The 20425-nt window shown below is 43.5% G+C and carries 18 protein-coding genes and 1 pseudogene; 12 read left to right on the top strand and 7 right to left on the bottom strand.

What is annotated here, in order from left to right; genetic code table 11:
- The first annotated feature begins 19 nt into the window (after nucleotides 1–19).
- From argS to metG, 11 genes are read left to right on the top strand one after another with little or no spacing between them, the layout of a single operon-like run.
- Nucleotides 20–1660, top strand: a complete 1641-nt coding sequence (gene argS, locus C7457_RS04385) for an arginine--tRNA ligase (protein ID WP_121170362.1) — start codon at nucleotides 20–22, stop codon at nucleotides 1658–1660.
- Complete coding sequence (locus C7457_RS04380; protein ID WP_121170360.1) at nucleotides 1660–2307, top strand: SPOR domain-containing protein; 648 nt, start codon at nucleotides 1660–1662, stop codon at nucleotides 2305–2307. The genes argS and C7457_RS04380 overlap by 1 nt, the downstream gene beginning before the upstream one ends.
- On the top strand, nucleotides 2304–3698 hold the full coding sequence (locus C7457_RS04375; RefSeq protein ID WP_121170358.1) for a TatD family hydrolase: 1395 nt from the start codon (nucleotides 2304–2306) through the stop codon (nucleotides 3696–3698). The genes C7457_RS04380 and C7457_RS04375 overlap by 4 nt, the downstream gene beginning before the upstream one ends.
- Complete coding sequence (gene nikR / locus C7457_RS04370) at nucleotides 3686–4093, top strand: nickel-responsive transcriptional regulator NikR (protein ID WP_121170356.1); 408 nt, start codon at nucleotides 3686–3688, stop codon at nucleotides 4091–4093. Before C7457_RS04375 ends, nikR begins: the two co-directional genes overlap by 13 nt.
- A gap of 34 nt (nucleotides 4094–4127) precedes the next feature.
- A complete protein-coding gene (locus C7457_RS04365) occupies nucleotides 4128–4871 on the top strand; it encodes a YebC/PmpR family DNA-binding transcriptional regulator (RefSeq protein WP_121170354.1) in 744 nt (247 codons plus the stop codon).
- Nucleotides 4864–5919, top strand: a complete 1056-nt coding sequence (locus tag C7457_RS04360) for a lytic transglycosylase domain-containing protein (protein ID WP_121170352.1) — start codon at nucleotides 4864–4866, stop codon at nucleotides 5917–5919. The genes C7457_RS04365 and C7457_RS04360 overlap by 8 nt, the downstream gene beginning before the upstream one ends.
- Nucleotides 5912–6709: a tRNA (adenine-N1)-methyltransferase gene (locus C7457_RS04355; RefSeq protein WP_121170350.1), complete on the top strand. Its 798-nt coding sequence runs from the start codon at nucleotides 5912–5914 to the stop codon at nucleotides 6707–6709. Before C7457_RS04360 ends, C7457_RS04355 begins: the two co-directional genes overlap by 8 nt.
- Nucleotides 6703–7326 carry a MotA/TolQ/ExbB proton channel family protein gene (locus C7457_RS04350; RefSeq protein ID WP_121170348.1) on the top strand — a complete coding sequence of 208 codons (624 nt, stop codon included), beginning with the start codon at nucleotides 6703–6705 and terminating at the stop codon, nucleotides 7324–7326. Before C7457_RS04355 ends, C7457_RS04350 begins: the two co-directional genes overlap by 7 nt.
- Nucleotides 7327–7329: 3 nt before the next feature.
- On the top strand, nucleotides 7330–8121 hold the full coding sequence (gene xth, locus C7457_RS04345) for an exodeoxyribonuclease III (protein WP_121170346.1): 792 nt from the start codon (nucleotides 7330–7332) through the stop codon (nucleotides 8119–8121).
- The gene (locus tag C7457_RS04340; protein ID WP_121170344.1) at nucleotides 8121–8939 is read left to right on the top strand and encodes a 2,3,4,5-tetrahydropyridine-2,6-dicarboxylate N-succinyltransferase; all 819 of its coding nucleotides are present in this window, start codon (nucleotides 8121–8123) and stop codon (nucleotides 8937–8939) included. The genes xth and C7457_RS04340 overlap by 1 nt, the downstream gene beginning before the upstream one ends.
- Nucleotides 8940–8949: 10 nt before the next feature.
- Nucleotides 8950–10527: a methionine--tRNA ligase gene (metG, locus tag C7457_RS04335; RefSeq protein WP_121170342.1), complete on the top strand. Its 1578-nt coding sequence runs from the start codon at nucleotides 8950–8952 to the stop codon at nucleotides 10525–10527.
- Nucleotides 10528–10538: 11 nt separating this feature from the next.
- Here the strand turns inward: metG and coaBC are convergent, their stop codons facing one another.
- The 7 genes and pseudogenes from coaBC to C7457_RS08925 form a co-directional block, all read right to left on the bottom strand.
- Nucleotides 10539–11729, bottom strand: coding sequence for a bifunctional phosphopantothenoylcysteine decarboxylase/phosphopantothenate--cysteine ligase CoaBC (gene coaBC / locus C7457_RS04330; RefSeq protein ID WP_121170340.1), 1191 nt, complete (start codon nucleotides 11727–11729; stop codon nucleotides 10539–10541).
- Nucleotides 11719–13053 carry a chloride channel protein gene (locus tag C7457_RS04325; RefSeq protein ID WP_121170338.1) on the bottom strand — a complete coding sequence of 445 codons (1335 nt, stop codon included), beginning with the start codon at nucleotides 13051–13053 and terminating at the stop codon, nucleotides 11719–11721. The genes coaBC and C7457_RS04325 overlap by 11 nt, the downstream gene beginning before the upstream one ends.
- A 4-nt stretch (nucleotides 13054–13057) precedes the next feature.
- Entirely contained in the window at nucleotides 13058–13963 is a 906-nt protein-coding gene (locus tag C7457_RS04320) for a zinc metalloprotease HtpX (RefSeq protein ID WP_121170336.1), read from the bottom strand.
- Nucleotides 13964–14022: 59 nt separating this feature from the next.
- Nucleotides 14023–15201 (bottom strand): NCS2 family permease, encoded by a 1179-nt coding sequence (locus C7457_RS04315; RefSeq protein WP_245939581.1) that lies wholly within the window; start codon nucleotides 15199–15201, stop codon nucleotides 14023–14025.
- Nucleotides 15198–16625: a DNA mismatch repair endonuclease MutL gene (mutL, locus tag C7457_RS04310; RefSeq protein WP_121170334.1), complete on the bottom strand. Its 1428-nt coding sequence runs from the start codon at nucleotides 16623–16625 to the stop codon at nucleotides 15198–15200. The genes C7457_RS04315 and mutL overlap by 4 nt, the downstream gene beginning before the upstream one ends.
- A complete protein-coding gene (locus C7457_RS08995) occupies nucleotides 16626–16991 on the bottom strand; it encodes a CBS domain-containing protein (RefSeq protein ID WP_338065552.1) in 366 nt (121 codons plus the stop codon).
- 123 nt (nucleotides 16992–17114) lie between these two features.
- Nucleotides 17115–18368 (bottom strand): annotated as a pseudogene (locus C7457_RS08925) (chloride channel protein); the annotation flags it as partial.
- Between the two features lie 107 nt (nucleotides 18369–18475).
- Here C7457_RS08925 and C7457_RS04300 point away from each other — a divergent pair.
- Nucleotides 18476–20419 carry a DUF505 domain-containing protein gene (locus C7457_RS04300; RefSeq protein ID WP_121170332.1) on the top strand — a complete coding sequence of 648 codons (1944 nt, stop codon included), beginning with the start codon at nucleotides 18476–18478 and terminating at the stop codon, nucleotides 20417–20419.
- Nucleotides 20420–20425: the final 6 nt, after the last annotated feature.

The raw sequence follows: 20425 nt of genomic DNA, 5'->3' as shown, positions 1-20425 counted from the left end.
CTGTTACGGGGTTTAAGTTATGAAGGAGCTGATTAAAGAGAAAGTTAAAGAAGTTGTATCTGAAATATACGGTGATGACGCTCTGGAAATCCTTGAGAGGGCTTCATTTGAAAAGCCAAAGAGGAAGGAGTTTGGGGACCTTGCTACTAACGTTGCTTTCCTCCTCTCAAAGGTCGTTAAACAGAGTCCAAGGGCAATTGCTGAGGAAGTGGTTAGGAAACTTTCAAAGTTTCCAGAGTTTGAAAAGGTTGAAGTTGCAGGGGCTGGATTTATTAACTTCACATTTAGCCAGGAGCTCTTTTCACAGATACTTAAGGAGGTCGTAGAGGAGGATTTTTACACTACCAATATAGGTAAGGGAGAAAGGGTTCTCCTTGAGTACGTTTCTGCAAATCCTACAGGACCTTTACACGTAGGGCACGGTAGGGGTGCCGTTGTCGGTGATGTCCTTTCGCGGATTATGAAGTTGTCTGGATTTGAGGTTGAGAGGGAATTTTACATAAACGATGCTGGAAGGCAGATTTACCTCCTTGGCCTTTCAATCTACCTAAGGGCAAAGGAGTTAAAGGGTGAGGAAGTTGAGTTCCCAGAGGATGCGTACAGGGGCGAGTACATCCTTGAGGTTGCAAGGGAGCTCTTAAAATTAAGGCCAGATTTCTTAGAGCTCCCCCAGGAAGAGGCAATAAAGGTTGCCTCAGAGTTTGGTAAAGAGTTCCTCCTTAAGAAAATCCAAGAAGACCTTAAAGAGCTGAAGGTTGAGTTTGATAACTGGTTTAGCGAAAAGAGTCTCTACGAGAAGGGAGAGGTCGAGGAAGTTTTGAGAATTTTAGAGGAGAAGGGTCTGATTTACGAGAAGGAGGGAGCTTTCTGGCTTAAAACGACCCTGTTTGGAGACGATAAAGATAGGGTAGTTAGGCGTTCAAACGGTGAGTTTACCTACTTTGCCTCAGATATAGCTTACCACTGGGATAAAATTAAAAGGGGTTACGATAGGGCTATAGATATCTGGGGGGCCGACCATCACGGTTATATTCCCAGGGTTAAGGCTGCAATTGAGGCCCTCGGTAAAGATCCAGACTGGCTTGAAGTTATCTTGATACAGCTTGTTAAACTCTTTAAGGGTGGCAAAGAAGTAAAGATGTCAAAGAGGAAGGGGGATTTTGTTACCCTTAAGTGGCTTATGGATGAGGTTGGAGTTGATGCAGTTCGCTTCTTCTTCCTACTTAAGAGGCACGATACTCCCTTAGACTTTGATATTGACCTTGCACTGTCAACTAAGAGCGAAAACCCTGTTTACTACGTTCAGTATGCCCATGCTAGACTCTGTAGCGTTCTTGATAAGGCAAAGGAAGAAGGATTTAAACCATCTTCTACTAACCTTAACCTCCTCTCCTCAGAGGAGGAGAGGGAGCTTATCTCAATGTGTTACCTCTTAAGGTATGAACTTCAGGCGGCTGCACTGAAGAGGGAACCTCATAGGTTAACGTACTACCTCATTGATCTAGCCTCAACCCTCCACAGGTTCTACAACAAGCATAGAGTTGTAAATAGGGAGGATAGGGAACTTACTGAAGCGAGGTTATACTTAGTTGAGGGGGTAAGGAGGACGATTGAAATTGGTCTTGGGATACTAAACGTTAAAGCACCGAGGAGGATGTGATGGAGAGGGATAGGAAACTGGTGATTTTAGTTTCTTTGGCTACCGTTGTTATTTTTGTTTTTTCCTACGCCGTTGGCTACTTTGTTGGAAAGCAGGCTGGTATAAAGGAGGAGAGGGCAAAGTGCGAGTTGGAGAAGAAACAGATAGTTAAAACATTTGCCCGTATAGCTCCCGTTTCAAGACCCCAGCCTCAAATAGAGGAAAAAATAGTGGCTCCTAAAGAGCAAGAACAGGTGGAGGAGAAGGAGAAGAGTGAGGAAAGTGAGAAAGTTGTTAAAGAGGAGGAACCAGTTGCTACTCCTTCCCAAACTAATCAAACAGAGGAGAGTGTAGGAGAAGTAGAGGAAAAGGAGAGTTCCTCTAAACCTCAAGGAACAGGGACCTTAAAGGCTGAGTCGTCCACTGGTACTTTTGAAAAGGCAGAAAAGCTTTACTACCTTCAGGTTGGTGTCTTTAAGAACAGAGCAAATGCAGTAAGGCTTGCAAGTGAGTTAAAGAGTAAGGGATTCAATGCAAAAACTGAATTTTTAGGTGATTACGCAAGAGTTATCGTCGGCTATTTTAAGAGCTGGCAAGAGGCAAATGCCGTTAGGAAGGAGCTCTTAAACTCAGGTTACAAAAGCATACTCAAGTGGAGGAAGGATTGATAGACACCCACGCACACATACACTTTCCTCAGTTTGATGAGGACAGGGAAGAGGTAATTAAGGAGTGTGAAGAAAAGCTTGATGCTGTTATAACGGTTGGATGCGACCTTGAGGATAGCAAAAAGGCCATAGAGGTTGCCGGTCAAGGGAGGAATATTTATGCCTCTGTAGGTATTCATCCTCACGAGGCAAAGAACTACTCAGAGAAAGACTATGAAAGGTTGGTTGAGATTGTAAGGAGCTCTTCTAAGGTAGTTGCCCTCGGTGAGATGGGACTTGACTTCTATAGAAACATCTCTCCCAAGGAGAAGCAGTACGAAATCTTTAAGATGCAGGTTGAGGCAGCTAGGGAGCTAGACTTGCCCGTTATAATCCACACCAGAAATGCTGCTAAGGAGATGGCCGAATTTATTAAAAAGGAATTCAAAGGGGAATTAAAAGGAGTTATTCACTGCTTTAGCGGTGAAAAAGTTCTCCTTGAAGCAGCTCTTGATGAGGGACTCTACATCTCCTACGCCGGTCCCGTTACCTATCCTAGGAACGAAGAGTTGAGGGAAACTTTGAGGTACGTTCCCTCTTCAAGACTTTTAGTTGAAACCGATTCACCTTACCTTGCACCTCAGCCGGTAAGGGGCAGGAGAAATAAACCAACCTACGTTGCTTATACAGCAAAGGTCATTTCTGAATATTTGAACCTCTCTTTCAGCGATATCGACAGGATAACTACCGTTAATGCTAAGAGGCTGTTTGGTATCCCTTTAACTGATGAGGAGAAGAGGGAGAGGCTTGTATATAAGGTAGGTAATCGGCTCTATATAAACCTTAGTACAAGATGTCCTTGTTCGTGTAAGTTCTGTTTTAGGGGAGTTGAGGATTACATACTTGGCTATAACTTAAACCTCAAAAGGGAGCCCATAGCTGAAGAGTACATGTACAGGATTAAGAATCCAAAAGTTTACGATGAGATAGTCTTTTGCGGTTACGGTGAACCCTTTGAAAGGTTTGATGACTTAACGAAAATAGCAAAGTGGATTAAAAAGTTCTCAAAGGATACTCCCATAAGGGTTGATACCTGCGGTCTTGGTTACCTCATAACTGGTAGGGAGGATTTACTAGATCACCTAAAAGGCCTTGTGGATTCTTTTAGCGTTAGCGTTAACGCTTCAAGTCCTGAAGAGTACTATAAAGTAGTAAGGCCATCCTTTGGAAAAGGAAGTTGGGAGAGTCTACTGAAGTTTATTAAAGATGCGGTCAGTAAAGGTTTTAAAGTTACAATTACGGCTGTTGATTATCCCGGTTTTAATAAAGACGACTTTGAGAAATTGGCAGAGACTCTGGGAGTTCCCTATAGAATAAGACCATATAAGAGGTTTAGGAATTGGCAAAGTTAGTAAGGTTTGCAGTCTCTATTGATGAGAAGCTATTTACTAAGTTTGAAGAACTTATAGAGAAGAGAGGTTACGTTAGCCGTTCTGAAGCTGTTAGGGACTTAATAAGAGCAGCTCTCATAGAGGAGGACTTGAAGGAGGATAAATTTGCCTTCGGAACAATTACTTTAGTTTACGACCATCATCAAAAGGAGCTTACCGAAAGGATTACAGATATTGAGCACAGTTACTTGAATAACATAATTTCAACGATGCACATCCACATAGACCACCACCACTGTCTTGAGGTAATAGCTGTAAAGGGGAAAGTTGGTGAGTTAAAGGAACTTTCTGATAGGCTTTTGACTCTTAAAGGAGTAAAGCACGGGAAGTTGGTATTTACCGGTATTGAGCCCTAAATTTTCTGGCCAAACAGATATAGGAGGTTAGAGGATGGCTGGACACTCCAAGTGGGCGAACATTCGTCATAGAAAGGCCGCTCAGGATGCCAAGAGGGGAAAGATATACACAAAGCTTGCCCGTGAGATTACTGTCGCTGCCAGAGAAGGGGGAGGAGATCCTGAGAAAAACCCCCGTTTAAGGGCAGCAATAGAGAAAGCCCGTAAGTTCAATATGCCAAAGGAGAATATTGAAAGGGCTATAAAGAGAGGAACTGGAGAGCTTAAGGGAGAGACTTACGAGGAGGTTACTTACGAAGGATACGGTCCAGGTGGAGTTGCGATAATTGTTAAGTGTCTTACCGACAACAGGAACAGGACCGCTTCAGAGGTAAGGCACGTCTTTTCAAAACATGGTGGAAACTTAGGAACTTCCGGTTGCGTTTCTTACCTTTTTGAAAGGAAAGGAGTAATTACTGTTTCGGCAGAGAAGTTTGACGAAGAGACTGTTATGATGGCTGCCATTGATGCTGGAGCTGAAGATGTAGTTAACGAAGATGGACGTTTTGTAATCTACACAGATCCTAGTGACCTTGAAGCTGTAAGGAAGGGACTAATTGATGCTGGGATAGAGATTGAAGAGGCTAAACTTGACTTGATTCCTACGACAACGACGAGGGTTGAAGGGGAAAACGCCCAAAAGGTACTTAAACTCCTCATGGCCCTTGAAGAGCTTGATGACGTTCAAGAGGTCTATTCAAACTTTGATATGCCTGAAGAGGTTATGAATAATGCGTAAACTCCTCCCCCTTCTCCTTCTCTTTACGTTTTCTTCGTCTTACGGGGAGGACTTAAAAGGCTTTGTTTTATCGGAGTCAACTGAGCTTTTAATGTGCTTTTCGGGGAAGAGGGAGTGCTCTTCCCTCCTCAATATTCCATGGGATGAGCCCTACTTTCAGTTTTGGAGGTCGTACTACGAAAATAAGTGGAACAGGTTAAAGCTCTTTTCCCAGGTTGATAATTTTAAGGTTTACTATCCAATTGTTAAGAGGATACTAAGAGAAGAGGGATTGCCCGAAGACCTTGCCCTATTAGCAGTTATAGAGAGCAATGGAAAACCTTGGGCAGTTTCAAAGGCTGGAGCTGCCGGTTTGTGGCAGCTCATGCCTGGAACTGCAAGGAGGCTTGGCCTTAAAGTTAGCTGGTTCATTGATGAAAGGTTTGACGTTGAGAAGTCAACAAGGGCTGCTGCAAAGTACTTGAAGGAACTCTACGAAGAGTTTGGCAGATGGGACCTTGCCATTGCTGCCTATAATGCAGGTCCTGGGAGGATAAAGGAGAGGTTAAAGAAACTAGGAGCAGATGAGTTTTGGGATTTAACAAAACTTCCGGATGAGACTTTAAACTACGTTCCAAAGTTTTATGCAGTTCTCTCTTTGATCCACGAGAAAGGCTTTTTAAATAGGCCTACTAAGGAAAGGTTGATAAAAATAAAAGTTGCTTCAAGGACGAGTTTATACAGGATTTCACGTAAGCTCGGAGTTCCCTTTAGAGAACTCTACAGGTTTAACAGACAGTTTAAGAGAAAAGTTGTACCTTCAGGTTACTACGTCTATGTTCCTGAGAGGAAAGTTGGTAATTTTGCAGTTTTAAAGTACTATAAAGATAAGAAAATTTTCCTCTATTCACCTAGAAGATCTGAAAGGATTACTAAGATTGCAAGGACCTTTGGAGTTTCCCCTTCATTAATAAGGAAACTGAACGGACTTAGGCGTAACGTGGTTTATAGAGGAGAGGCAATAATAATAGTTAAGGCGGAAAAGGGAGAGATAAACAGTAATGGATAGGGTGAAAGAGAGCGATACGGTAATCCTTTTTGATCCGGAAAAGGGAAAGAAGTACTTCCTTAACCTTTCCCTTACTAAGGGAGAGTTTAATACTGAAAAGGGAAAATTAGAACTCTCAACTCTTGTAGGCCTTCCTTACGGCTCAACCGTTAAGACACATAAAGGGTTTGAGTATGTACTCCTTCCCTGTTCCCTCTACGAGTTTATTATGTATAAACTTAACCGTTTGACCCAGATAGTTTACCCAAAGGACGCAGCTTTCATTCTCCTAAGGCTTGATGTAAAGCCTGGAGACCTGGTTGTTGAGAGCGGAATTGGAAGTGGAGCTCTAACAGCAGTATTTGCCCAGGCGGTTGGACCAAACGGTAAAGTTGTAAGTTACGAAAAGAGGGAGGAGTTCATAAAGAATGCCCTTTCAAACCTGAGGAAGTTGGGCCTAGATGGGAGAGTTGAAGTTAAGCACAGGGATGCTGGAGAGGGGTTTGACGAAAAGGACGCAGATGCAGTCTTCCTTGACCTAAGGGAACCCTGGCTTTACATTGATAAGGCTTATCAAGCTTTAAAGACTGGAAGGTTTTTAGGAATTTTAGTTCCAACTGCCAATCAGGTTATTGAAACTCTTAAAAAACTGAAGGAACTACCTTTTATGGACGTTGAGGTTTGCGAGATCCTTCTCAGGAAGTATAAGACTGTTCCTGAACGTTTTAGACCTGAAGATAGAATGCCTGCCCATACAGCCTACTTGATCTTTGCAAGGAAACTTCCTGAGGGGGTAAAGGTAGAGTGGTAGGAGTGGAGATCCTTCAGAAAGCAGGAGTTGTTGGGTACGTAATTTTATTCCTTTCCGTTATTTCAGTGGCAATAATAATTGAAAAGTTTCTGGTTCTAAGGTTAAGTAAGCTCCTTCCTAAAGAGGACTTAAGGCTTATCGTTGAGTTCCTGAGTCAGGGGAACATTCCAGATGCCGTTGAGCTCTGTAAGAAGAGGAGGAGCTTTTTAACAGAGGTTATCTATGAAGCAATTAAGAATATGGGGATTCCTACTAGGGAAAACTTCTTAAGTTCCTTTGAGGTAAGCGCAAAGAGGAAGTTAAGTGAGCTTGAAAGGGGGTTAACTCTCCTTGCAACGATTGCTGCCGTTTCTCCACTCCTTGGACTTCTAGGAACTGTTATAGGGATGGTAAAGATCTTTGGAGTTCTGAACGCTGGAGGAGGAGCAATAGGTAACCCTCAAGAGCTCTCCGCCGGCGTTGCTCAGGCCCTCTTAACAACGATTTTTGGCCTCGTTGTTGCAATTCCTGCAATAGTTATGTACAACATCTTTCAGAGGAAACTTGATAAGATTGCCACCGAGCTTGAGAGTGCAGGGATCTTAATTGCCAATAACTTTAAAGGTTTGAAGAAATAAGTAATGCTGAGAGTTGCCACTTGGAACGTAAATTCAATCAGGGTTAGGCGAGATCTGGTAATCAACTGGATTAAGTCTAAGGGAATAAACTGTGCAGGGTTTCAGGAAGTAAAAGTAGAGCCTTCACTTTACCCTTTCCGTTCCTTCAAAAAGGTAGGTTACGGCTGTTACGTCCACTCTCAAAAGGCTTACAACGGAGTTGCAGTCTGTACAGATATTGAACCTAAAGAGGTTATAAAGGGCTGGCCGGATGGAGAAGAGGATGAGAAGAGGATAATAACCGTTAAGTTTCCAAACTTCTCCCTGGTTAACGTTTACGTTCCAAGGGGTGGAGTTAAGGGAACTGAGAGGCACGCTTACAAGATCTACTTCCTTACGAAGTTAAAGCTCTTCCTGGAAGAGAACTTCTCTCCGGAGGATTTACTGATAGTTTTAGGGGACTTTAACGTAGCTTTGACTGAAATTGACGTTTACGACCCGGAAATCTGGAGAGGAAGAGTAGGTTTTATGGAAGATGAGAGAGAAGCCTTAAAGGAGCTCCTATCTTTCGGGCTCTACAACCTATTTAGGAATTTCCATCCTGACGAGAAAAAGTATACCTGGTGGGACATAGAGACTGGGACTTTTAGCAGGAATCAGGGCTTAAGAATTGACTATATTTTCGTGACAAAGCCTCTCCTTGAAAGGGCAGTTGAGTGTGACATTGATGTTGAACCAAGGAAGAGAAAGGGTAAAATCCTACCCTCAGACCACGCTCCAGTTTATGCTACATTTGATTTAAAGGGAGGTAGATGATGGAAGAGCTAAAGAGGATGATTGAGGAGGCCTGGGAAAACAGGGAGCTCTTAAAGGATGAGAAGTATAAAGAAGCTGTTAGAGAAGTAGTTGATCTTTTAGACAAAGGAAAGGTTAGAGTAGCTGAGAGGATTAGTGTTGGAAACTGGAAAGTTAACGACTGGGTTAAGAAGGCCATTCTCCTCTTTTTCCCAATAAGCGATATGAAAGTAATGGAAGTTGGTCCCTTTGAGTACTACGATAAGATTCCACTGAAGAAGGAATGGGAAAAGTTGGGAGTTAGAGTAGTTCCTCCTGCGACAGCTAGGTACGGCTCTTACATTGAACCTGGAGCGATTTTAATGCCTTCCTACGTTAACATCGGTGCGTACGTTGGTTCTGGAACTATGGTTGATACCTGGGCCACGGTTGGCTCATGTGCTCAGATAGGGAAGAACGTTCACCTTTCCGGAGGAGTTGGAATTGGCGGTGTCCTTGAACCTCCAAATGCAAGGCCTGTAATTATTGAGGATAACTGTTTCATAGGTTCAAGGTGCATAATTGTTGAAGGTGCTGTAATTGAAGAGGAGGCAGTTTTAGGGGCAGGAGTTGTTATAACAGCTTCAACAAAGATAATAGACGTTACGGGAGATGAACCGGTTGAGTATAATGGAAGGGTCCCTGCAAGGAGCGTTGTAATTCCCGGAACTAGGGTTAAGAAGTTCCCTGCAGGAGAGTATCAAATCCCATGTGCTCTTATTATTGGAAAGCGTAAAGAGTCAACGGATAAGAAGACTTCACTGAATGAGGTCTTGAGGGAGTTTAACGTTCCTGTTTAAGGAGGAGACTGTGGAGAAGTTCTACGTAACAACTCCAATTTACTACGTTAACGATAAACCGCACCTTGGACACGCCTATACAACTACTGCTGCAGACGTTGTAGCCCGCTTTAACAGATTTCTAGGTAGGGACGTCTTTTTCTTAACTGGAACCGACGAACACGGCCAGAAGATTCAGCAGGCGGCAGAGAAGAGGGGGATGATCCCAAAAGAGTTTGTTGACTTCCTCGTCCCTGTTTTTAAGGAGCTCTGGAAGAAATTAAACATCTCTTATGACCACTTTATCAGAACTACCGATCCTGAACACGTTAAAGCCGTTCAGCACATATTCATGAAGTGCTACGAGAACGGGGATATCTACCTTGGAGAGTACGAAGGTTGGTACTGTATTCCCTGTGAGACCTACTACACTGAAAAGGACTTGATAGATGGGCGTCTATGCCCTATGTGTAAGAGGGAAGTTGTTAGGGTCAAGGAGGAGAGCTACTTCTTTAGGTTAAGTAAGTATCAGGATAGGCTCTTAGAGTTCTACGAAGAGAACCCAGACTTTATTGCTCCTGAGTTTAGGAGGAATGAGGTAGTTAACTTTGTAAAGCAGGGTTTGAAGGACCTTTCAATATCAAGGACGAGCTTTACCTGGGGAATTCCGGTTCCAGTTAACCCTAAACACGTAATTTACGTTTGGTTTGACGCTCTAACGAACTACTTAACGGCTGTTGGCTATCCAGACGATACCGAAAGGTTTAACCGTTACTGGCCGGCAGACCTTCACCTTGTAGGTAAGGATATCCTGCGCTTCCATGCCGTATATTGGCCGGCATTCTTGATGTCGGCAGGCCTTCCGCTTCCTAAGAGGGTTTTTGCCCACGGCTGGTGGACTGTTGAAGGTGAGAAGATGAGTAAGTCAAAGGGGAACGTTGTAGATCCCTTTGATATAATTGAGAAGTTTGGAGTTGACCAAGTTCGTTTCTTCCTATTTAGGGAAGTCTCTTTTGGTCTTGATGGGGATTTCTCCTATGAAAAGCTCGTTGCCAGGATTAACGGAGAGCTTGCCAACGACCTTGGAAACCTGTTTAACAGAACCCTTTCAATGCTCAAGAAGTACAGGAAGAGCGTTATTCCTGAGCCGAAGGGAGATTTTGATGACCTTGACGTTAAGATTAAAAATAAGGCCTCTGCTACTTTAAAGGCAGTTGCTCAGATGATACCGAAGGCTGAACTTTCAAAGGCTTTAGATGAGATATGGCAGTTTGTTGGATTTGTTAACTACTACATAGATAGGAGAGCTCCGTGGACCCTCAATAAGGAGGGAAAGGACCAGGAGCTTGATACGGTTCTTTACAACATGGTTGAATCCTTAAGATTTATAACTGTCTTCCTCTATCCATACATGCCCTCTTCCGCCCAGAGGATGGCCGACCTTCTAAGGCTTGATAGGAAGGTTGAAGATCTGAGGGTTTCAGAGTTTGAAGAGTGGGGTGGAATGGAGCCTGGAAAGGAGGTAGAAAAGGGCGGCATTCTCTTCCCAAGGATTGAGTACGACAAGGATACCGGTGAAGTTCGCATTGCAAAGACGAAGAAGGGTTAACTTGAGGGGCTTTAGCCCCTCCTTTTCATAATTTCAGCTACCAGTTTCAAAATTCCCTCAGCTACTCCTTCCTTACTTCCCCTTATCTCTGTGAAATTACCTTTACTGTTAAGAACAAAAACTTCCGTTTCAGAGCTCCCGAACACTCCTTTCCTTACGTCATTTGCAACTATTAGATCAAGGTTCTTTTTCCTTAACTTCTCCTTTGCGTTCTTAACTAGGTTCCCCGTTTCAGCAGCAAATCCTACTACAACCTGATCTTCTCTTTTCCTCTGACCAATCAGTTTTAGTATATCGGTGGTCCTCTTCAGCCTTAGAACTAGCTCCCCTTCTCCTTTCTTTATCTTCTCATTACTCCTTTTAACGGGGGTGTAGTCTCCAACTGCAGCTGCCGATATGTAAACGTCGGCCTTCTCAAACTCCTTAAGGGCAGCTTCTTTCATCTGCTCAACTGTTTCAACGGTAATTCTCTTTACCCTGTAGGGAACGTCAAGGCATGTTTTCCCGCTTATCAGAGTAACCTCTGCACCCATTGCTGCAGCAACTTTTGCAATGGCGTAGCCCATCTTTCCACTTGAAGGGTTAGAGATGAACCTTACAGGGTCTATATACTCCCTAGTTGGCCCTGCAGTTACTACTACTTTTTTCCCACTTAGAATTTTTGGGTAGAACCAGTACTCTACGGCCTCAACTATCTCCCTAACTTCTGCAAGCCTTCCTCTACCAGTCTCTCCACAAGCAAGGTATCCGCTTTTGGGTTCAACTATTTCCCAACCTAAATCCCTTAATTTCTTCATGTTTTCTTGAGTGACTGGATTTTCGTACATCCTAACGTTCATTGCCGGGGCGACTATGCCTCTTCCAAAACAAAGGGCAAGCTCTGTAACGGATGTATCTGCTATTCCGTAGGCTATCTTTGCTAAAGTATTTGCGGTTGCAGGAGCTATGACTAGGAGTTCACCCCACTGGGCAAGTGAAGTGTGTCTTATTTCGGTTCCACTTTTAGGAATCACTTTATCGTAAACCGGATAACCTGTTAGGGCTTCAAGTGTTAACTTTCCGATGAAGCTCTTTCCCGCCTCGGTAATGGCAGCCTTAACGGTAGCTCCCCTTTTCTGGAGCTCCCTCACCACTTCAATTCCCTTGTAGGCGGCTATACTTCCGGTTATTCCAAGGACTATTTTCTTTCCTTTAACCTTCACTTTTTCCCTCTTCTCCTTCAGACATCGGTTTTAACTTTATCTCCTGCCCAAGGTAGAGGCTGAAACCAAAACTTGTAGTATAGCTGGCTATTACTGCAGCTGTCATTGGAATTACGACGTCTGCATGGGTCATCTCCGTAATCATGACTATTGCTGCAAGGGGAGTTTTGGCTCCTGCAGCAAGGGCCGCTCCCATTCCTGCAAGGGTAAATGTTACTATTTCTTCGGGGAAAAAATGCCCAAAGATATTGCCGACTGCCGCTCCAATCAGGAGGTTGGGAAGAACGAGTCCTCCTGGAATTCCAAAGGCAAGTGTAAAGCTGGTTACTAGTATTACTGCAACAACTATTAAGATATCCACGCCGATGGGAAATACGTTCTGTGCAAGTTTTGAAACTATTCCCATGTGGGCAGGGGCGGATAGGAGATCCGTATCCTTTGTTGTTAGGTAAAGAATCAGCATTACCGGAATTGCAAGGGCCGTTCCAACGACGGGTCTACTTTTCGTATCAAAGAACTTACTTGAGCAGTTACACGTGTGGAAGATGAAAGTGTATACGTAGATTATAAGGCTAATTATAAGTCCCATAACTAATATGTAGGGTATCGTTCTGAGTTCCCATACCGGCTCTTTAGAGAGGTAGATAAAGGTACTTTCCCCTCTAAAGAAGGAAAAAGTTAGATAGCTGATTATTGAGGCAACAATCATCGGGACAAAGGGACGGTAATCAAGGTTGTACATCTCCTCAAGTTCCATTGCAAATATTGAACTTCCTAAAGGAGCTTTAAGGAGAGCTCCTGTAAAGGCTCCTCCCCCTATTAGGCCCAGCAAATTCTTATACTTCCTTCCAATACCGTGAGCTTTCCCCAACCACTCCCCTAGAGCAACGCCGATGAAGAAGGAAGGGCCTTCCCTTCCTGCTATAAAACCTCCAGAAAGTGCTAAAGTTGAGGTAATCAGCTTTAGCAGAACTGTTCTTAGTGGAATGTAGAGTTTCGTCTTTAGGTGCAGTATTGCGTAACCAATTCCCGGACCTCCTACTATCGGGTCAACGGAGAGGGCAAATCCAGTAATTGAAGAGATCAAGAGGGGATAAAGCAGCAGAAGGGGAGGGTTTTGAGTCAGGAGTTTGTTAATTTCAACTATTAAAACGTCCATTAAAGAGGCAATAGCGCCGGTGGTAATCCCCACTGTGAAGGCGAAGGGAATCCACCGGCCGAAGAATATTGAGATTGAGGATAGGTCAAATCGGTATTTAAAGTTTGTCCTTGCGCATCCTTTTATGAAGGAAAGGAGGATGTTCCAATCTTCTTTTTGGGACAACCCCTTAGTATCTCCAGAAAGTTTCCCTTATTCTACCAAAAAGCTTTCTAGCAAGCTCCAAAAGCCTTGCAATTCTCTTTTCAGTCGGAGGATGGGTTGAAAAGAGCTCTGCTATAAAGTCCCCTTTAAGGGGGTTAACTATAAAGAGGTGGCTTGTTGCAGGGTTAACCTCCTGTTTTACAAGTTCAGCGGGTATTCTCCTTGAGTAGTCTTCAAGCTTCTTAAGTGCGCTTGCAAGGGCTTCAGGCTTTCCGGAAATTATTCCTCCAGTCTCATCTGCTTTGTACTCCCTTGCCCTTGAGATGGCCATCTGAATTATGGCTGCAGCAATTGGGGCAAGGATTACCATGAAAATTAGACCTATCGTTTCAAGCCAGCCATTTCCCTCTTCTTCTTCCCTCGTTCCTCCAAACATTAAGAACCACTGGGCCATGTTTGCAAGCATTGTAATTGCACCGGCAATTGTTGCAGCAACTGCCTGAATCAGGGTATCCCTGTTCTTTATGTGGGAAATTTCATGGGCAAGGACTCCTTCAAGTTCATCCCTATCAAGGAGTTCTACTATTTTTGGAGTTACAACAACCACTCCGTGTTCCGGGTTCCTTCCAGTTGCAAAGGCGTTAGGGACGTCCATTGGTGCTATTCCGACTTTCGGTTTTGGAATTCCAGCGTTCTTTGCTAGCTTCTCAACAGTTTCGTGGAGCCAAGGTGCTTCTTCCTGGTCTAAAAGTCTTACTCCGTACATGGATAGGACTATCTTGTCCGAGAAGAACCAGCTTCCGAAGTTCATTAGTGCAGCCATGAAGAGGGCTACAACCATTCCGGCGTTTCCGCCTAGGAGCTTTCCAAACAGCAGTAAGAGTCCCGTTAGGAATCCCAGGAGTATTGCCGTTTTTAAACTGTTCCACATACGTTTCCTCCTTTAAGTTTTTTATGGTGTTAGATTAATAAAATAATATAGGATGTTCTTTAATGTTTGATTAACTTTTCGTAGAACTTCAGAGCTCCGTAAACGGCAAATCCTGCTAAGATTCCGTTAGAGATACTGAAAGTAAAGGGAATTCCAATAAAAGTTATAAATGCCGGGAAGGATTCTGTAAACTTTTCCCATTCAATATTCTTTAGGCTCTGGGCCATGAAGAACCCAACGTAGATGAGAACTGGGGAGGTAGCAAAAGTAGGTACTACCTCAATTAAGGGATAGAGGAAGAGCGAAAGTAGAAAGAGACCTCCAACCGTTATAGCCATTAAGCCGGTCTTTCCCCCTGCAGCTACTCCAGCAGCGCTTTCTACGTAAGTTGTCACCGTTGAAGTTCCAAGGAAAGCTCCTACTGTAGTTCCTGCTGCATCGCACATTAGAGCTCTTTCAACTCTTTTGTCCGTTAATGGTATTCCGAGTCTTGTACACAAGGCTGATAGGGTTCCTGCAGTGTCAAAGACGTCAACAATTAAGAAGGCTAGGACAACAGGAAGAATTGAAACTGAGATTAAGTGTTGAAAGTCAATCTGCATTGCAGCTGTAGGTTTTGGAAGTCCGATGAGATGGCTGGGAAGGTGTGCCTCTCGAAAGGCTATTCCTAGAAACGTTGAAACAATTATTCCAATTAGCAAACTTCCCGGAATTCTTTTATTTACCAGTAAAGCTATGAGGAGGAGGGTAAAGAGAGTTATAAGGGCTTCAGGGGAGGTAACGTTTCCAAGTTTTAGGATAGTTTCCTTTGAACTTTCAATGAGGTTTGCGTTTTTTAATCCGATTAGAGTAATAAATAGACCTATTCCTCCCGATATTCCGTAGGCCATATTCTTTGGAATTAATTTTAAAATCGCTCTCCTTGCTCCAAAGAGAGCTCCAATTATAAATAGGATTCCTTCTATAAACACTGCACCAAGAGCAGTATTCCAGCTTACGCCCATCTGGTCGCAGACCGTATAGGCAAAGTAGGCGTTAAGTCCCATTCCAGGGGCAAGGGCAAAGGGGAGTTTTGCGTAAGCTCCCATTAGAAACGTTGCAAAGGCTGAAGAGACTGCAGTTGCGAAGAGAACTCCATCCTTCGGCATTCCAGCGCTTGAGAGGATTGCCGGGTTAACAACCAGGATGTAGGACATTGTGAGGAAAGTCGTTATTCCTGCCAGGAGTTCTCTCTTCACCTTAACGTCCTTCCAATCTGACTGTAAATCCTCTTTTTAGGAATTTTATAGTAGATTGGCCTTCCGTGGGGGCAGGTTTCTCTGTTTTCACACTGGAGGAACTCCTTAAAGAGCTCTTTAAAGTCCTTCCAGTTTTCTATTCTGTAGCCTGCTTTGAGAGCTCTCTTACAGGCAACGTCTGAGACCGATTCGCTTCCCCTTTCTTCAAGGAAAGAAAAGTCTTCCGGCTTAAGGATTTCGGGTATTTTATAGACAAAAATCCTGTTTCCTTCTCTGTAGTAGAGAGCTCCCAACTTCTCCACCTCTTCGGCCAGTTCTAGAGGAAGTTCTACTGGTGGGTGAACTTCTGTGAGAGGAATTTCTCCCCGTTTCAGCATTTTTAAGAGTCTTTCGTAGTTAACTCTTTCGTGGATTAGGTGCTGGTCAAAGAAGTAGTAGTTTTCTCTATCGTGGGCAATTATTACAGTTCCGTCCGAACCTATCGGCTCTGGAGGGACTTCATAGACTACCTTTGAACTGTCCCTTAATGCGTAAACTTTTGGCAGTGATAACTCTTCTCTTAAGAGTTCTTCAACTTCTCTGAAAATCGTTCTATCCTCAATTAGGACCCTTTCCTTCGTTGGAGTTACGTTGAAATCAACAGCTTCAGGGCTTATTTCAATAAATAGGATGTAAGACTTTAACCTCTTCTCGTCTAGGATTTTCTCAATCTCAGGAACCTTTACGGACCTTTTGTTAACAAATACCTGTTTTATCCCTCTAACTTCCCTGTTGAAAAAGAGCTTCGTTCTACTTGAAGATACCTGTTGGAGTTGAATTCCTGTAACTCTGTAGAGCCTTTCAGGTAGGGAGCTCCTGAAGAACCTCTGGGAAGATATCTTAAACTCAACCTCTGGATGGCACATTGCATAGACCTTTGCAGTTTTTAACATTAATCCTTTTTCTCCCTTTGAGGTTGCCCTTCTCCTTACAGGAGTATTAAAGAAGAGTTCCTTAACCTCTACGGATGTTCCTCCTTTGAATGGAAAGGGTCTGTACTCCTTAACCTCTCCCCCAACTACCCTTAGAATTCCTCCAACGGGCTCGTCCAGTTTCCTGCTCTTTATAGTAAGATGGGAGAGCTGGGAGATTGCGTGGAGAGCCTCTCCCCTGAAGCCGTAAGTCCTTAAGCTTTTTAAGTCTTCAAAATTCTCTATCTTGCTGGTTGCAAACCTCTCAACTGTTAGGGGGAGCTCCCTATAACCGATTCCCTCTCCGTTATCAACGACTTTAAAGGAAAAGGGGCTCTCAATTTCAACCTTTATAGAGGTAGCTCCCGAGTCAAGGGCGTTCTCGATAAGCTCCTTTAAAACCGACCTTGGGCTCTCTGCGATCTGCCCTGAGGCGATTTTCCTTATAAGTTCTTGAGGTAGTTTCCTAATCATTTAAATGATTCCCCTTTTAACTAGGTAACGGGCTATATCGGCCCTAGAAATTATTCCGACGAGTTCCATGCTGTCAAAGTCTTTAACGACTGGAGCCCTTCCGTAGCCTTCGCTTACGAACATTCTTATAACCTCAAGGAGGTTCCACTGTGGAAGGACACACCTTGGATTTGGGGTCATTATTTGACCTACCTTTGTTTCCTTCAACTCTTCAGGGGGAACCTTTAGGACGTCAGATGTGGTTATTATTCCTACCACTTTCTTTCCAACGGTTATTGGAGTTCCGGCTATAAACTTCTCTGCCATTACCTTCCTTGCCTTTGTTACAGGCTCATCAGGTGATAGGGTTATAACTTCTCTAGTCATTACCTCTTCAACCTTTGCAGATTTCAGGATAAAGGCTTTCAGTTCATCCTTATGGATCGGTGAGTACAGCCTGTTTAAAACTTGGTACTGGAATACAGTCCTCTCTTTACCGGCTATGTTGTGGGCGATCGTAGTTGAAATTAGGGCGTAAGGAAGGATGTTGTACCCTTGAGTCATTTCGGATACGAGGATAAGGGTAGAAAAGGGAGCGCTTGCTGCTGCAGTAAAGACTGATATCATTCCAACGATAGTCATCGTTTCTACATCAAAGAAATTGGTTCCCAGCATTTGATTAAATGTGTAGGCTAAGCTTGTTCCTGTTAGTCCTCCAATGACGAGTGAAGGGCCAAATACACCTCCTGAACCGCCTGAACCTAACGTTATTGAAAGGGCTAGGATTACTAAAGGAATGCTTAATAAAATTTTTGAGAGCGATAGGTAGATTAAACCGTCCTTCATAAAGATCTGAATCCATCCGTAGGAGTTACCAACTGCAAGGGGAGTAACAAGGCCAATTAAACCTACGAGGAAGCCTCCGAAGGCTGGCTTTAAAATAGGGTGAAGTTTTAGTCTGTTGAAAATTCCTCTTATCCAATAGAAGGAATAGATAAGACACTTTGCAACGAGTGCAGAAATTATCCCTAAGACGATGTACCCTGCAATTTTCTCAGAGTTGAACTTTGGAAATGGAATTGACGTTGAAAATAGAGGTTTGAACCCTATAAAGCTTCCAGCCACTAAGTAAGTAACTATTGAAGCTATAAATCCTGGTATTAGAGCTTCAACTTCAAAGTCTTCCTTGTAGAAAACTTCGGCGCTTAAAATTCCACCGGCAAAGGGAGCCCTAAACACAGCTCCTATTCCAGCTCCTAGTCCAGCTGCTAAGAGGATGTTCTTCTCCCTGCTATCAAGCTTTAGGACTTCGCCGAACTACCTTCCAATTCCGGCTCCAATTAAGGCCATGGGGCCTTCCCTTCCTGAGGAACCTCCTGAACCTATTGTAATTGCTGATGTTATGAGCTTGAAAATGGACGTTTTTATGTTAATAGGGAGTTTGTAGTGGAATGCCTTAATAGCAACGTCGGTTCCGATGCCTGCTGATTCCGGTGAAAAGAGGTAAACTAGAGCTCCTGTAATAAGGCATCCTAAAGCAGTAGTAAAAGGGAGGAGGTACTTGTGTTCAATAAAGAAACTGTAAGTTCCGCTTCCTCCTTCTCCTGTCGGTTTTGGAGGAGTGTAACCTACAATTTCTCCGAGGAAGAGGTGGGTGCTGTAGTCTAGCGATTTGAGGAAAAGTACGGCAAAAAGACCTATTATTACTCCAGTAATTGCAGATAGGAATAAGAGCTTTCTTATTTCGTAAATTTCCTTTATCATGTTTCTATGATAAACCCTTTCTCAACACCTTTCAACTTTTCTGTAGTTGACTTAAAAAGCCATTTGATATAACTTCAATTGTAGAAATAAAGATAGGAGGGAGAGAAATGGTAATTAGAAAAGAACATGCCCTTGCGCTTTTGAGAGTGAGGGAGGAGGAGAAAAATAAAGCTCCTACGTGTCAGCTCTTTATTAAAAGTGAGGAACCTCCTTACTTAGAACTTGAGAGGATGAACCTCTTAAGGTACGTTCGTCCCCTTGAGTATTCCCTTACTTACTGGGGAAGGGTTCTTGCAAACATCCTTGATGAAATGGTTGAGAAGGGGCTTATTCCCCATCCTTCAAAGTGGGATGATGATTTTAGGTGGTTAGGATCGGAAGTCCTTATGATGATTGAAACTGCCATTGAAAACAACGATATTCCAGGGCCTTTAACAGAGGAACAGCTTGAAAAGAGAGGTTTCATTGAAGAGAGGAAAGTAGAGAAGAAAGGGACTTTCAAGGCAGTTAACCAGTACGCTAAGGACGTTTACGAAGTCTTTAAAAACGCCCACCCTAGGTTAATTATTGATAGGGAACTATGCCAGTACATTAAGGATATGCCTGCTGGACCTGCAGAGTCTTCAATGCTTCCGGCGGGAGGAAGGTTCCCGATTTTAATGGGAGCTATGAGGCTTTTAGCCTTTTCAGTTCCAACATCCGACGTTTACGCCCTTACTCCACTTGGTAGAGAGATAAAGGCAGCCTGTGAAACTATTGCACCAACCCTTGAAACGGTAATTTCTGAAGACATTATGGACTCGCTTGAAAGAGCGGTCTATGAAGGGTTTGATTCTGTAACTGAAGAGGAGAAAGAGGTCCTCTTTGAGCTTGCTCTAATTGACGATGAAGGTAATCCCCTTCCAGCTGGAGAGCACCTCCTTGAAGCTTACAGGATTTGGAAGGAGAGGAGTTTCAGGCCGGTTAAGTCAATTAACGTTGAAATTCTTGATGCAGAGCTCCTTAGAGGAATTGAAGAGGTCTGGAAACACCACGAGCAGGATCCATCAACTCTTCCAACAGTTGATGAACTAGTTCACTACCTCTTCTATAAACCCCTTAAAGAGTACAAACACTTGATTGAGTACTACGGAAGAAGACTTTACCAGGATTTAGGCTACCAGAAGAAGGAAGAGATCAGGAAGAAGTTCAGCGAGGTTAAGACTGTAGAGGAGCTCTTTAAGTCCTTCTACGAGAAAGGAAATGAGTGGTATAAGAAGATGTACGACATAGTTCAGGAGTCCCTTTATACTCTAGAGTCCTTTAACCTGATTCGCTCTGAAAACTACGAAGGAAAGAAGGTTCACTACCTTACCGATTATGGTAAGAAGGTCTTTGAGGATATGAAGACCCGCGGTTTCAGGGAAATACCTGCCGTTGCAGTTAAGGCAATAACAATCACGAACAAGGAGTTTGCCGCTCCAAACGTTGACTGGTACAACAAGGGAGTTCAGTCTTACCTTATCGGTGGAGGTGAAGCTACCGAAGCAGGTAAGATGTACGCACAGATGGCCTATGAAATTAGGAGGCTTCCTCACATAACAAGGTTTGAACTTCAAGTTCTCCACAAGATACCTGAAAAGGGGTTCTTCGTTAAGGACGTTTACGATGCCTTTGATGAGACTTGGAAGGAAGAGGTTGAGTACGCCCTCAATAAGCTTGAGGCTAGGGGTTACATAGATATCCTTCAAAACGAAGCGATAATCCTTACTGAGGCTGGAAAGCTTATTAAGAAGGCACTCTCTGGAACTCCTGAGGGCCTTGCTAACCCGATTACTCCTCTTGCAGTTAGGGTTTTGGAAGCTCTCAGGAAGGTCGGAACCCTCTACGTTAAGGAGAAGAAAGTTAGGGTTCTTCCGAAGAACGTTAAGGAAGCTATTAAGCTCTCCGGCCTTGACCCTGATACCTTTGAAGAGGAAATGGTTATTCTTAGGGCTTCAAACCTCGTCGGTAAGAGCTCAATTAACGAGGCAGGCCTTTTAATCCTTGAGGCCCTTGAAAAGCTTAATTAAAAGAGA

This window comes from Thermovibrio guaymasensis, assembly GCF_003633715.1.
Taxonomy (GTDB): Bacteria; Aquificota; Aquificia; order Desulfurobacteriales; family Desulfurobacteriaceae; genus Thermovibrio; species Thermovibrio guaymasensis.
The sequence above is the reverse complement of the archived record's forward strand: the minus strand, read 5'-3'. Positions and strand labels throughout refer to the sequence as shown.